The organism is Streptomyces sp. NPDC001980 (assembly GCF_040296885.1).
Classification (GTDB): domain Bacteria; phylum Actinomycetota; class Actinomycetes; order Streptomycetales; family Streptomycetaceae; genus Streptomyces.
In genome coordinates this window covers 318,965-331,854 of sequence record NZ_JBEOYD010000004.1, presented here as the reverse complement: position 1 = coordinate 331,854, position 12,890 = coordinate 318,965, and the positions used below count along the sequence as shown (strand labels likewise).

10 protein-coding genes and 1 tRNA gene are annotated in these 12,890 nt (G+C 70.6%); 4 read left to right on the top strand and 7 right to left on the bottom strand.

Features of this window, described 5'->3' with window-relative positions; translation table 11 throughout:
* Nucleotides 1-178: 178 nt before the first annotated feature.
* Nucleotides 179-2,377, top strand: coding sequence for an elongation factor G-like protein EF-G2 (locus ABT137_RS08375; protein WP_351704418.1), 2,199 nt, complete (start codon nucleotides 179-181; stop codon nucleotides 2,375-2,377).
* Between the two features lie 153 nt (nucleotides 2,378-2,530).
* Nucleotides 2,531-4,174, top strand: coding sequence for an AbeC-like domain-containing protein (locus ABT137_RS08370; protein WP_351704415.1), 1,644 nt, complete (start codon nucleotides 2,531-2,533; stop codon nucleotides 4,172-4,174).
* 44 nt (nucleotides 4,175-4,218) lie between these two features.
* Here ABT137_RS08370 and ABT137_RS08365 read toward each other — a convergent pair whose 3' ends face one another.
* Entirely contained in the window at nucleotides 4,219-4,767 is a 549-nt protein-coding gene (locus ABT137_RS08365; protein ID WP_351704412.1) for an HIT family protein, read from the bottom strand.
* Nucleotides 4,768-4,846: 79 nt separating this feature from the next.
* Here ABT137_RS08365 and ABT137_RS08360 point away from each other — a divergent pair, with 79 nt between their 5' ends.
* Nucleotides 4,847-5,506, top strand: a complete 660-nt coding sequence (locus ABT137_RS08360) for a potassium channel family protein (protein ID WP_351704409.1) — start codon at nucleotides 4,847-4,849, stop codon at nucleotides 5,504-5,506.
* A 27-nt stretch (nucleotides 5,507-5,533) separates the two neighbouring features.
* Here ABT137_RS08360 and thrS read toward each other — a convergent pair whose 3' ends face one another.
* The 3 genes from thrS to ABT137_RS08345 form a co-directional block, all read right to left on the bottom strand.
* The gene (gene thrS / locus ABT137_RS08355) at nucleotides 5,534-7,510 is read right to left on the bottom strand and encodes a threonine--tRNA ligase (protein WP_351704407.1); all 1,977 of its coding nucleotides are present in this window, start codon (nucleotides 7,508-7,510) and stop codon (nucleotides 5,534-5,536) included.
* Between the two features lie 110 nt (nucleotides 7,511-7,620).
* A complete protein-coding gene (locus ABT137_RS08350) occupies nucleotides 7,621-8,847 on the bottom strand; it encodes a hypothetical protein (protein WP_351704404.1) in 1,227 nt (408 codons plus the stop codon).
* Entirely contained in the window at nucleotides 8,844-9,410 is a 567-nt protein-coding gene (locus tag ABT137_RS08345) for a DUF4365 domain-containing protein (RefSeq protein WP_351704401.1), read from the bottom strand. Before ABT137_RS08345 ends, ABT137_RS08350 begins: the two co-directional genes overlap by 4 nt.
* Before the next feature lie 169 nt (nucleotides 9,411-9,579).
* Between ABT137_RS08345 and ABT137_RS08340 the strand changes: the two genes are divergently transcribed.
* Complete coding sequence (locus tag ABT137_RS08340) at nucleotides 9,580-10,305, top strand: 3'-5' exonuclease (RefSeq protein ID WP_351704398.1); 726 nt, start codon at nucleotides 9,580-9,582, stop codon at nucleotides 10,303-10,305.
* Between the two features lie 37 nt (nucleotides 10,306-10,342).
* Here ABT137_RS08340 and ABT137_RS08335 read toward each other — a convergent pair whose 3' ends face one another.
* The 3 genes from ABT137_RS08335 to ABT137_RS08325 all read right to left on the bottom strand — a co-directional run bounded on the left by ABT137_RS08335 (nucleotide 10,343) and on the right by ABT137_RS08325 (nucleotide 12,784).
* Nucleotides 10,343-12,100: a DUF2207 domain-containing protein gene (locus ABT137_RS08335; protein ID WP_351704395.1), complete on the bottom strand. Its 1,758-nt coding sequence runs from the start codon at nucleotides 12,098-12,100 to the stop codon at nucleotides 10,343-10,345.
* A 126-nt stretch (nucleotides 12,101-12,226) separates the two neighbouring features.
* Nucleotides 12,227-12,298, bottom strand: a tRNA-Val gene (locus ABT137_RS08330).
* Nucleotides 12,299-12,337: 39 nt separating this feature from the next.
* Nucleotides 12,338-12,784 (bottom strand): SRPBCC family protein, encoded by a 447-nt coding sequence (locus tag ABT137_RS08325; RefSeq protein WP_351704392.1) that lies wholly within the window; start codon nucleotides 12,782-12,784, stop codon nucleotides 12,338-12,340.
* Nucleotides 12,785-12,890: the final 106 nt, after the last annotated feature.

Here is a 12,890-nt window from a genome sequence, read left to right as displayed (position 1 = left end):
GGGTCCGGCCGCGGGGCCGGAAGGGTCCCGCGGGCACGATCACGTCCTTCGTATGGACGCACCGTGACGGGAGTGGAAAGCTCGAATAACCGCGGGCGTCATCGGAGCCGCCACCGCACGCGGCCCGCCATGCTCGCCCGCGCCCACAGAGACCTCACCGTGCACGGGAGGCAAAACCATGGGCGACAAGGTCAAGGAACACCCCGGAGCCGCCGGCAGGGCAAGGGCGGCCGACCACCCCGCGTCTGTACGGAATGTGGTGCTGGTCGGCCACTCCGGATCGGGCAAGACCACCTTGGTGGAGGCGCTCGCGCTGACCGCGGGAGCGGTGAACCGGGCGGGCCGGGTGGAGGACGGCGGGACCGTCTCGGACTACGACGACATCGAGCACCGGCAGCAGCGCTCCGTACAGCTGTCGCTGGTGCCGGTCGAATGGAACGGGATCAAGATCAATATCCTGGACACCCCGGGATACGCCGACTTCGTCGGTGAGCTGAGGGCCGGTCTGCGCGCGGCGGACGCGGCCCTCTTCGTCGTCTCGGCCTCGGACGGGGTGGACGGCTCGACCCGGATGGTGTGGGAGGAGTGCGCGGCGGTCGGGATGCCGCGGGCGATCGTCGTCACGCACCTGGAGGCCGCCCGCGCGGACTTCCAGGAGATGACCCGGGTGTGCGCCGAGGCGTTCGGCGCCGACGACCCCGACGCCGTACTCCCCCTCTACCTGCCGCTTTACGGCCCGCAGGGCCCGGACGGACACGCACCCGTGACCGGCCTGGTCGGGCTGCTCACGCAGAAGCTGTTCGACTACTCCACCGGGGAGCGCAAGGAGTCCGAGCCGGGCCCCGACCAGCTGCCGGACATCGAGGACGCCCGCAACCGGCTCATCGAGGGGATCATCTCGGAGAGCGAGGACGAGACCCTCATGGACCGCTATCTGGGCGGTGAGCAGATCGACCTCAAGACGCTGATCGAGGACCTGGAGCGAGCCGTGGCACGCGGGGCCTTCTTCCCCGTCCTGGCCGCCGCCCCGGCCGCCGACGGCGCCCGCCAGGGCCTCGGCACGGTCGAGCTCCTGGAGCTGGTCACCGGTGGCTTCCCGACCCCTTTCGAGCACCCCACGCCCGAGGTCACCACCCTCGACGGAACACCGCGCGACATCAAGCCGTGCGACACCGGCGGTCCGCTGGTCGCCGAGGTGGTGAAGACCGCCTCCGACCCGTACGTCGGCCGGGTCTCGCTGGTCCGGGTCTTCTCCGGCACCCTGCGCCCCGACGAGACGGTCCACGTCTCCGGGCACGGTCTCGCCGACCGCGGCCACGAGGACCACGACGTCGACGAGAAGATCGGCGCCCTGTCCACGCCGTTCGGCAAGCAGCAGCGGCCGGTCACCCACGTCATCGCCGGTGACCTGGCGTGTGTGGCGAAGCTCGGCCGCGCGGAGACCGGGGACACCCTCTCCGGAAGGGACGACCCGCTGCTCATGGAGCCGTGGGAGATGCCCGACCCGCTGCTGCCGCTCGCCATCGAGGCGCACAGCAAGGCGGACGAGGACAAGCTCTCGCAGGGCCTCGCCCGGCTGGTCGCCGAGGACCCGACCATGCGGCTCGAACAGAACCAGGACACCCACCAGGTGGTGCTGTGGTGCCTCGGCGAGGCGCACGCGGACGTCGCCCTGGAGCGGCTGCGCAGCCGGTACGGAGTCCAGGTCGACGTCGTACCGCACAAGGTGTCCCTCCGGGAGACGTTCGCCGGCAAGTCCGCCGGGCGCGGACGGCACGTCAAACAGTCCGGCGGGCACGGGCAGTTCGCGATCTGCGAGATCGAGGTGGAGCCCCTGCCGGGCGGCTCCGGCATCGAGTTCGTCGACAAGGTGGTCGGCGGCGCGGTGCCCCGGCAGTTCATCCCGTCGGTCGAGAAGGGCATCAGGGCCCAGGCCGTCAAGGGGGTCGCCGCCGGCTACCAGTTGGTCGACGTGCGGGTCACCCTGCTCGACGGCAAGGCGCACTCCGTGGACTCCTCCGACGCGGCCTTCCAGACGGCGGGCGCGCTGGCCCTGCGGGAGGCCGCGGCGGACGCGAAGATCCATCTCCTCGAGCCGGTGGCCGAGGTGTCCGTGCTGGTCGGCGACGACTACGTGGGCGCGGTGATGAGCGACCTGTCCGGGCGGCGCGGCCGGGTGCTCGGCACCGAGCAGACCAGCGGCGGACGCACCCTCGTCAAGGCGGAGGTACCGGAGTTCGAGATCGGCCGGTACGCGGTCGACCTGCGCTCCCTGTCGCACGGCACGGCGCGTTTCAGCCGCTCCTACGCCCGGCACGAGCCGATGCCGCCGCAGATCGCCGAGAAGATTCGCGAACAGGCCAAAGACACCTCCTGATCGGTGTCGCAGGGAGTGTTCGGCGGGCGGCTTCGGCCGTCCGCCGAACGCCTGTCAGTGGCTGGGGATACTCTGAGTACTTGATCAACAGGTGTGCGGAGTACGGAAGTCGGGAAGGCCGCAGGAGCGGGACGGCGGCAAGTGGGGGCGGGAATGAGCTTCGAGGACTTCTTCGGGCCACAGGTGCCCAGGCCGGGCGGCGAGGCGCAGGCACCGACCTATGCCCTGGCCTCGGCGGCCTACCGGGACACGCCGATGGAGGAGATCAAGAAGGCCGACAACGAGTGGCACCAGTCCACGGTCACCGAGGGCCGCAAGTGGGCCAAGATATTCCGGCCCAACTTCGGTGAGGCGTACTCCCAGGCGGTCATCGACCGCATGCTGGGCGTCGGCCGCAAACCCCTCATCCAGTCCTTCGGCAGCGAACCCCAGGTGGTCGTCGAGCACTGCCTCGCCGCCAACCGCATCCGCCGGGAGCGCGACACGCGGCTCACCGCCGTCATGTTCCTGTGCGGCGTGCTCTTCCTGCCCGGCCTGCTGGTCTGGCTGGGCGTCTTCCAGCTCCGGGCCACCATGCTGAAGACCGACAACAAGCGGGTCTCCGGGCTCGGCAGCGCCCTGCTGGCCGCCGTCGGCGTCCTCGCGGTCGTCTTCCTGATCCGGATGCCCCTCACCGGCTTCTGGGGCTGGTACGCGCGCGGCTGCATCGTGCTCCCGGTCGTCGGCTGGTACCTGGCCAAGCGGCTCTGCGAGCGCACCGCGCGGGACCTGCGCGAGGCCTGGGACGGCCTGCTGTCCGGCGGCAGCGTCGGCGCCAAGGTCCCCGAGGCGGTGCCGACCAGCCCCGACCAGGCCGCGGCCGAGCAGCTGCGCCAGTCCCTGGCCCGGCTCAGCGCCGAACAGCAGTCCAACTCGGTCTTCTACGCCGGCCCCAAGGGCATACTCGGCATGGGCACCCGCTGGGGCTCCTGGCACCTCGCCGAGGAGTTGATCCCGCTCGATCCGGTCAAGGGCATCCACGAGTTCCGCGCCTGGACGGTCGTCCGGGAGATCGAGAAGGAGCTGAGCGTGCTGCACCGGCAGCACCTGAAGACCGGCGGCTTCCCGACACCCCAGGTCAGGCACTGGATCGTCACCCATGTCGGAGAGGGCGCCAAGGCGGTCTCCAGGCCCGAGGGGACCGACTACAAGGTGGGGCCCGCCGACGTGGAGCGGATCTGCAACAACAACCACTTCGACAAGGGTGAACGGCACTACCTGGGCGTGCAGTGGCCGTACCTGTGGGACGGCGGCCTGATCATCACGATGATGGCCACCGTGACCGTGCTGAAGGAGACCCTGCGGATCGAGGTCACCGGACACGCCCTCGGACCGGTCAACGGCCTGTTCAGCGGCAAGCCCGAGGCGCCCACCAAGACGGTCGCCAAGACCGTCCGGTTCTGGGAGACCCGGACGATCAAGCTGCCCCTGGTCACCCCGGACGAGGTGGTCCGGCTCGCCGCGCGGGCGGTGATCAGCTGGTATCCGCCGCTGCTGAAGTGGCTCGGCGGTTCCATAGGCCTGCCCGAGCCGTTCGGTCTCCGGCACGCCTGGGCCGACCAGCCGTGGAAGCACCGCTTCATGGCCGACGACGCGCTGCGCGCGGCCACGCCGGTGCTCCGGGCGGTGCACCGGGCCGCGTTCACCGTGCTCAAGGAGCACGACGTCAACATGGACAAGTTCAACGCGCGGGCGGGAGCGCTCAGCGGGTCCGTCCAGGAGGCCTCACCGAAGAAGGCCGACACGTACGACGCGTGAGGGCGGGCCCCTCCCCGCGTCCCGGGGAGGGGAGCCGCAGCGCCTCAAGCCGTCGGCCAGGCCTCGGCCAGCATCTTCCGCGTGTCCGCCAGCAGCTGCGGCAGCACCCGCGTGTGGCCCACCACCGGCATGAAGTTCGTGTCGCCGCCCCAGCGCGGAACGATGTGCTGGTGCAGGTGGGCCGCGATGCCGGCGCCCGCCACCGTGCCCTGGTTCATGCCGATGTTGAAGCCGTGCGCGCCGGACGCCGTGCGCAGCGCGGTCATCGCCTGCTTGGTCAGCTCGGCCAGCTCGACCGTCTCCGGGCCGGTCAGGTCCGTGTAGTCGGCGACGTGCCGGTACGGGACCGTCATCAGGTGGCCGCCGTTGTACGGATAGAGGTTGAGCACCGCGTAGACGTGCTCACCGCGCCGGACGATCAGCCCGTCCTCGTCGGACTTGGCCGGGATCGAGCAGAAGGGGCAGCCGTCGTCGGCCCCCGGACCGGTCGGCTTGTTCTCACCCTGGATGTAGGCCATCCGGTGGGGTGTCCACAGGCGCTGGAACGCGTCCTGCGTCCCCACTCCGATCTGCTGCTCGGGCTCACTCGTCATGCTAGGCAGCATATGGCTTCGCCCGTTCGCGGCGTGTCGAGGGGGCCCGGGGAAACAGCCCGGCGGCGAAGCTGGGCGGATGGACGACGACAGCCGGCTGACCCGCTGGGACCGGAGGACCGACCTGGTGCTCGGCATCGCGTCGCTGGTCTTTCTCGGCTCGTACGCGGTGCATGTGCTGCTGCCCCGGCTGCCGGACGCCGCGCACGCCTTGTTCCTGTCGCTGATGTACACGGCCTGGGCGATGTTCGCCGTCGACTACGCGGTGCGCTGGCGCCTCAGTGGCGAGGGACCGGGGTTCGCACGGCGGCACTGGCTGGACACGCTCGTCCTGGTGCTGCCCCTGTTGCGGCCGGTGCGGGTCGTGCGGACCTACGAGTCGGTCCAGCGCCGGCGCGGGGAACCCCGGCTCCCGCTGCACGCGCGCGTGGCGCTCTACTCGACGCTGTCGATCTCGCTGCTGGGGTTCTCGGGCGCCCTCGCCGTCTACCAGGCCGAACGCTCGGCCCCGAACGCCAACATCCGCACCTTCGGCGACTCCCTCTGGTGGACCTGCTCGACCCTCTCCACGGTCGGTTACGGCGACTACGTCCCGGTGACCACCCTGGGGCGGTTCATCGCCGCAGGGCTCATGGCCTGCGGTCTGGCACTGCTGGGCACGGTCACCGGGTCGTTCTCGTCCTGGATGCTGCAGCGGTTCGCGCTGAACGAGGACGAGCGAAGGCCCCCGGAGCACTGATCTCCGAGGGCCTCCGACGGAGAGGGATCAGACCTGGGTCCGCTCCTCGACCACCTTCACGATCTTGGCGATGGCCTCGTCGAACGGGATGCCGTTCTCCTGCGAGCCGTCGCGGTAGCGGAAGGAGACCGAACCGGCCGTCATGTCCTCGTCGCCCGCGATGACCATGAAGGGCACCTTCTGCTTCTGGGCGTTGCGGATCTTCTTCTGCATGCGGTCGGAGGACGCGTCCACCTCGACCCGCAGGCCCTGCTTCTTCGCCTCGGCGGCGAACTTCTGCAGGTACTCGACGTGCCCGTCCCCGATCGGGATGCCCACCGCCTGGACCGGCGCCAGCCACGCCGGGAAGGCGCCCGCGTAGTGCTCCAGGAGCACCGCGAAGAACCGCTCGATGGAGCCGAACAGGGCGCGGTGGATCATCACCGGGCGCTGCTTGGAGCCGTCGGCGGAGGTGTACTCCAGGTCGAAGCGCTCGGGCAGGTTGAAGTCGAGCTGGACGGTCGACATCTGCCAGGTACGGCCGATGGCGTCCTTGGTCTGCACGGAGATCTTCGGGCCGTAGAAGGCGGCGCCGCCCGGGTCGGGGACGAGCGGGAGGCCCTGCTTCTCGGCGACCGCGCGGAGCGTCTCGGTCGCCTCCTCCCAGACCTCGTCGGAGCCGACGAACTTCTCCGGGTCCTTGGTGGACAGCTCCAGGTAGAAGTCGGTGAGGCCGTAGTCGCGCAGCAGGTTCAGGACGAAGGTGAGCGTCTTGTCGAGCTCCTCCGCCATCTGCTCCTTGGTGCAGTAGATGTGCGCGTCGTCCTGGGTGAAGCCGCGGGCCCGGGTGAGGCCGTGCACGACACCCGACTTCTCGTACCGGTACACGGTCCCGAACTCGAAGAGGCGCAGCGGCAGTTCACGGTAGGACCGGCCGCGCGCGTCGAAGATCAGGTTGTGCATCGGGCAGTTCATGGGCTTGAGGTAGTAGTCCACGCCCTCGTCGAGCTGCATGGGCGGGTACATGCCGTCGGCGTACCAGTCCAGGTGCCCGGACGTCTCGAAGAGCTTCCCCTTCGTCGCGTGCGGGGTGTAGACGAACTCGTAGCCCTCCTCCTCGTGCCGGCGGCGCGAGTAGTCCTCCATCACGCGGCGGACGACGCCGCCCTTGGGGTGGAAGACGGCGAGGCCGGAGCCGATCTGCTCCGGGATGGAGAACAGGTCCAGCTCGCTGCCCAGCTTGCGGTGGTCGCGCTTCTCGGCCTCGGCGAGGAAGTCCAGGTGCGCCTTCAGCTCGTCCTTGGACGGCCAGGCGGTGCCGTAGATGCGCTGGAGCATCGGGTTCTTCTCGCTGCCGCGCCAGTAGGCGGCCGCGTTGCGCATCAGCTTGAACGCCGGGATGAGACGGGTGGAGGGCAGGTGGGGACCGCGGCAGAGGTCCTTCCAGCACAGCTCGCCGGTCTTGGCGTCCAGGTTGTCGTAGATCGTCAGCTCACCGGCGCCGACCTCGACGTCCGCGCCGTCGTCGTGCGAGGCCGAGCCCTTGAGGCCGATCAGCTCCAGCTTGTACGGCTCGTCGGCCAGCTCCTCGCGGGCCGCCTCGTCGGTGACGACACGGCGGGAGAAGCGCTGGCCGCGCTTCTGGATCTCCTGCATCTTCTTCTCGATGGCCTTGAGGTCATCGGGGTGGAAGGGCTTCTCCACATCGAAGTCGTAGTAGAAGCCGTCCTTGACCGGCGGGCCGATGCCCAGCTTGGCCTCGGGGAACAGCTCCTGGACGGCCTGGGCCATGACGTGCGCGGTGGAGTGGCGCAGGATGTTGAGACCGTCCTCGGAGGAGATCTCGACGCCCTCGACGGTCTCGCCGTCCTGCACCTCGTACGCGAGGTCCTTGAGCTCACCGGCCACCCGGGCGGCGATGACCGCGCGCTCGCCGGCGAAGAGCTCGGCGGCCGTAGTGCCCGTCGTCACCACGCGCTCGTCCCGCTCGGAATCGCGTTGGATGATCACACGGACGTCTGACACCGGTCTCTCCTGACTGAAGGTGGATGCGGCGCCATACCAGGAGCGCGCGCAATAGGGGATCGTACCGACCCCGACCCTCCGTCCGCGAAACGGTTACCGACTGTCCCCGCTCAGTCGCAGTCGTCTCCGGTGCACGCCTCCTCGAAGAAGTCGAGGTTCTCCTGGAGGGACTTCATCAGCCGGTCCCGCTCCGCCTCGTCCACCTGGACCGGCGCGACCCCGAAGGCGCCGGACAGCCGCCGGAAGCCGCCCCGGCTCTCCAGCCGCCCGTGCACCCGCACCGGGAGTCCGACCAGGTGGGCCTGCCCGGCGATCCGGTAGTCCTCCTCGTCGAGGGTGACCCGGACGTACGGCACCTCGGCCCCGGCGATCACCCGCAGCCGGACCGCACCCTCGCCGCGCGGCTCGGAGCGGCGCATGCGGACGACGGTGCCGGTGACCCGGACCGCGACCGAGGGTTCGTCGCGCAGATAGCGGGCGCCGGCCTCGCGCAGCACGGGCAGGTCGCCGGGTGAGAACTCGATGGGCTCGGTGGTGGCCGCGCAGTCGTCGGGGACCCCGGCGCCCGGCGCCCACTCCACGGAGACGCGGGCACCTTCCGTGCCGCGTACGAGCGTCACGAGGGCGTCGGTCAGCTCCCGGCTCACGCCCGCCTCGACGGCTCCGTCGAAGGCGTCCATGCCGCCGGTGGCCCGCTGGTAGTCGATGGCCTCACGGGCGGCGTACAGGGCCTGGTGCAGGCGTACGGCGAGCGGCCGGCCGGTACCGACGGGCACGAAGGCGGCCAGGCCGCGCCCGCCGTCCGCCGAGCCGACGAGGACGGACTCCAGCATCGCGGCGGCCGCGCGCTTGTGCCGGGCGCCGTAGTAACCGGCACGCGCGCGGGTGGCGAGCGCGCCGGCCAGCAGGGTCTGCCGGGCGGCGGTGCGCAGCTGCTCCTCGACCGTCCAGGACGCGGCGTCCGCCGGCCCGCCGGGCACGTCCCGCCACCAGCGGATCTCGTCGCTGGGCACGGCGAGCCCGACCAGCACCTCACGCGCGGCGGGCGTACCGCTGCGCACGAGAGCCGTGAGCGCCTCCCCGAGCAGGTCGTCACTGTCCGGGAAGGCGCGGCTCTCGGGTACCAGCAGGCTGGTGCCGGTGTTGCCCGGCCCGGGTGGGGTCCAGCGGCCGTACCGCCCCGGGGCGCCGCCGCGCCGCTGCCAGCCGTGCCGGCGCAGCAGGGCGCCGAGCACCGCGGGGTCGACCTCGGTGGGCTCGGGAGGATGGTTCCAGTGGGGGTCCACCGGATGCGGCCGGACTTCCCGCAGCTGCTCCTCGTACGGACGGTGCCTCATGGTCGTCCTCCCGTCCCGACCCGCGTCATGATCTCGCAGAGCGCCCGGTCGTCGAAGATGCGCGAGGTCGGAACCCGCACGGTGGTCCGGTTCCGGCCGGTGATCGGATGCCCTGCCAGGTTGACCCAGTAGCAGCAGTGGCGCAGATCGAGCCGGTCGTGGCTGGCGCGCAGCCAGTCGTCCTGGGAGCGCGGCACCAGCATCACCACCAGGATCTTGTGCACCGACACCGGTGTGCGGGCGAGCTTGCGCAGGTGGTCGTTGTCCAGCGTGAAGGAGAAGAAACGTCCCGGCGGGTTCGGTGCGATCTGGTACGTGCACTTGAGCTGCACCTTTATCGTCACCTCGTCGTCGACGGTGTGACCGGGCGAGCCGTGGCTGACGTGCCAGTCGATGCCGTTGTCCGGGAATGGCTGCGACAGCGAGCAGCCGGCCGCCGCCGCGACGGCATGCAGATAGCCCACCTGCAATGTCTCCATGCAGGCGGTGGTCGCGAGTGTGCCGCGATGGGGGCCCGTACGTTCGGGCAGCAGCCCGCCCCGTTCGGGCTGCGCTATCGCCATGACCAACAGCCTTCCCAGCCAAAGAGTTTCCCCGTGGCGGGCCGCTGAACTGCAAAGACCCGCACTCCTGTTGTTACCTACCGGCGTACGTCGCAAACGGCCCGGGTATCACCAAACGGGCAGAAGACGGAACGTCACCTGCCGTGGGTGAACGAGGAGTTGTATTGGCATGACGTGCTGGTACGAGGGGCCCTTGGCGGCCTTCGACACGGAGACCACGGGCGTGGACGTGGAGACCGACCGCATCGTGTCGGCCGCGGTCGTCGTCCAGGACGCCCCGGGCACCCGACCCCGGGTGACCCGCTGGCTGGTCAACCCGGGTGTGCCGGTGCCGGAAGCGGCGACGGCGGTGCACGGGCTGACGGACGAACACCTGCAGCGCAACGGCCGTTGGCCGGCGCCGGTGATGCATGAGATAGCCGAGGAACTGGCCGAGCACGCGGCGATGCACCGCCCACTGGTGGTGATGAACGCGCCGTTCGATCTGACGCTTCTGGACCGGGAGTTGCGCCGGCACCGGGCGTCCGCACTGGACCGCTGGTTCGAGGCGAGCCCCCTGCTCGTCCTCGATCCCCGGGTCCTGGACAAGCATCTGGACCGCTACCGCAAGGGCCGCCGGACCCTGACCGACCTGTGCGCGCACTACGAGGTCACCCTCGAGGGCGCGCACGACGCGGGCGCGGACGCGCTCGCTTCCCTGGAGCTCGTACGGGCGCTGGGCCGCCGTTTCGCGGCCCGGCTGGAGCGCCTGAGCCCCGCCGAGCTGCACACGTTGCAGACGACGTGGCACGCGGCGCAGGCGCGCGGGCTGCAGGCCTGGTTCGCGCGCAGTGGTACACCGGAGACGGTGAACACGTACTGGCCACTACGGCCGGAGCTGCCGACGGCGGCGTGAGTGGTGGGGCGCCGGCTCCCGGCGCCCCACCCCAACGTCACCAGGAGCCGCCTCCTCCGCCGCCGGCGCCACCGCCGACGCCACCGGAGGAGGAGGAACCGCCACCGCCGGAGCGACCGCCACCGGAGCTGGAGGGCGGGCTGGCCGCGGAGAGGACGACGGCGGCGAGCAGGACGTCGGTGAAGTCGAAGGAGGAACGCCGCCGAGCCGTGGCCGTCGGCGTCGACGTCGAGGCGCCGATGGCCTGTTCCCAGGCGGATTCGACACCGAGGGCCACGGCCCACGCCGTGTACCGCTCCGCCCGCTCGGCGACGGGCAGTTCACCGGGACAGGTGGACGGGTCGGCCAGGTAGCGCCGGAAGGCTTCGACCCGGAGCCGGAGAGCGGTACCGCGCGGGGTGCGCCGCTCCAGTTCCCACCCGCGTGCGGCGAGCGCCAGACCGACACCCGTGACGACGGCGGCCGCGAGCACGACGGGCCATCCGGCGGCGTTACGACGGCCGGTCAGGACGCCTCCGGTGATCACGAGGACGAAGCCGACCAGCACCGGGATCAGGCCGGCTCTTCCGGCGACTCCAGCGCGACGTGCGGCGTCGACGTCCCACAGCCCGCTGTCCGCGCGCCAGTTGGACAAGCGGGTCGTCAGGCTGCCCCAGCCCGACCTGAAGGGGGCGTCGCGGATCCCGAGGGTCATGCTGCTGCGGCCGCCGAACATCGTGCCGAGGATGTCCTTGATCTCCCGGTCGACCGGCTCACCCTCGCGGTTGAGCCGTCTCAGGGTCGGGCGCTTGTCGCCGCCCTCGATGCTCAGATGGCCGTCGGCCGCGGCGGTGAGCAGCCACGCCACCCGGTGCCGGTCCTCGACGATCTCGGCGAGCAGGATGCCGCCCTGCGCCGGGGTCAGCTCGTCGGGCGGTGTCGCGGACGGGGTGACCTTGCGGCCGAGCCGTCCGACCGCGACGCGCCGCTCACGACCGCCGTCCGCCACGAGGCGGTCGCGCCCGAGGAGGCGCAGCGCGCACACCGTCAGCGCGAAGGCGGCCGGCGCGGCGGCGAGGAAGAGCCCGCCGGTACGCATCGGGTGCGGCAGGCTCGTACCGACGGCCTTGCCGGTGGGTGCCGCGGGCAGTGCCGCCCCGGTGGCGGTCTTGGCCTGGTCGGCGGTGGCGTAGAGCGTGAGGCCCTCGTGGCCGCTCAACTTGTCGAGTTCGACGACGAGGTGGCCCGGCTCGCTCTGCTCGGCCGTACAGGGCGTCCCGTCGTCCCCGGTGCCCCGGACACAGCGGACTCCGGTGAGCCCGTGCGTGTCCACGACATGGATCGTGACATCCGCCCGGTCGACCTTCCAGCCGGTGCCGACGGCGTCCCAGGCGAGCTTGCGGCCCTTCACCACGTCCGGGAGCACGTACTGGATGCGATAGCGGTGGATTCCGCTGACCAGACGGCCGGGATCGCCGATCTTCAGCCGGTCGGCGATTTCCCGCTTGCCCTTCTCGTCCTCGTAGTAGTCGCCGTACGTGTCCTCGTACGGGACCTTGTGACCGTCCATGGTGACGTGCAGGTTCTCGTCGTCCATGAAGGGATCGCCCGGCACGTCCCGGAAGATGCCGTGCGAGTCGCCCGAGTGACCGAAGTCGTAGGCGATGACCTCGGTGATCCGAGCGCTTCCGTCGGCGCGTATCTCGGCACCGACCCACATCGAGGTGACGCGCTCCTTGTTCGAGAGCACCTGGACGCCGGCGGCGATCCCGCCGAACACCACCAGGACGATGGCGACGACGATCAGCGACCTCACCCTGCGCCGTCGTATGGACGTCACCTTCCCCCGTCGTCCCGGTCTCTTGCCTTCCCCACCAGTCATGAGCCCCCCTCTGAACACACAAAAAAGCCGGTCTGCTGGTGCAGACCGGCTTTTTCCCGGTGGGCGATACTGGGTTCGAACCAGTGACCTCTTCGGTGTGAACGAAGCGCTCTTCCACTGAGCTAATCGCCCGGGAACGCAGTGAACGATACAGGGACCGGCGGGTTTCGTTCAAACCGCTTGCAGGTGCCTGAGCAGTCCGCGCCGTCCGGAGCGCATCATCAGCCGGTGGTTGAGCCGGAAGAACGGCCGTCCCAGCGGGGCGAGTCGTCGCAGCAGCGGCTTGCGGACGTCGACGACCTGGTCGTAGCGGGCGAGGGTGCCGGCGCCGTCCGACGTGATCGTCCACCGGGCCCAGCCCTCGATGTCCCCGGTCATCGAGATCTCCAGCACGCCGGCCTCGGGGTCGCGCCGCGCCTCGCGTGCGGTGAACGTGAGGTCGTACGGGAGGAACGACCGGATGGTGAGGACGGCGACGGAGTCGTCCAGCCGGTTCACCGAGCGCACCTGGGGCCACCAGCGGGGGTATTCCTCCACCTCCCGCAGCGCCTCGTACACGGTGGTGAGGGGTACCGGGAGGGGCCACAGGCTGCGGAAACGATAGTGGTTCCAGTCCATGGCCGCAGTGTGTCGCAGACCGTGGATCTGAGTACGCGTACTCATGCCCGCGTGGAGTGACCTGGACCACACTCACCGGTACGAGCGCCGCCGCCCGTGCGACGGC

Excerpts from the sequence above, each read along its gene's own strand:
- ABT137_RS08365 (WP_351704412.1), bottom strand. The coding sequence starts at position 4,767 with ATGACGAGTGAGCCCGAGCAGCAGATCGGAGTGGGGACGCAGGACGCG.
- ABT137_RS08325 (WP_351704392.1), bottom strand. The coding sequence starts at position 12,784 with ATGGACTGGAACCACTATCGTTTCCGCAGCCTGTGGCCCCTCCCGGTA.
- ABT137_RS08375 (WP_351704418.1), top strand. The coding sequence starts at position 179 with ATGGGCGACAAGGTCAAGGAACACCCCGGAGCCGCCGGCAGGGCAAGG.
- ABT137_RS08350 (WP_351704404.1), bottom strand. The coding sequence starts at position 8,847 with ATGAGGCACCGTCCGTACGAGGAGCAGCTGCGGGAAGTCCGGCCGCAT.
- ABT137_RS08345 (WP_351704401.1), bottom strand. The coding sequence starts at position 9,410 with ATGGCGATAGCGCAGCCCGAACGGGGCGGGCTGCTGCCCGAACGTACG.
- ABT137_RS08360 (WP_351704409.1), top strand. The coding sequence starts at position 4,847 with ATGGACGACGACAGCCGGCTGACCCGCTGGGACCGGAGGACCGACCTG.
- ABT137_RS08370 (WP_351704415.1), top strand. The coding sequence starts at position 2,531 with ATGAGCTTCGAGGACTTCTTCGGGCCACAGGTGCCCAGGCCGGGCGGC.
- ABT137_RS08340 (WP_351704398.1), top strand. The coding sequence starts at position 9,580 with ATGACGTGCTGGTACGAGGGGCCCTTGGCGGCCTTCGACACGGAGACC.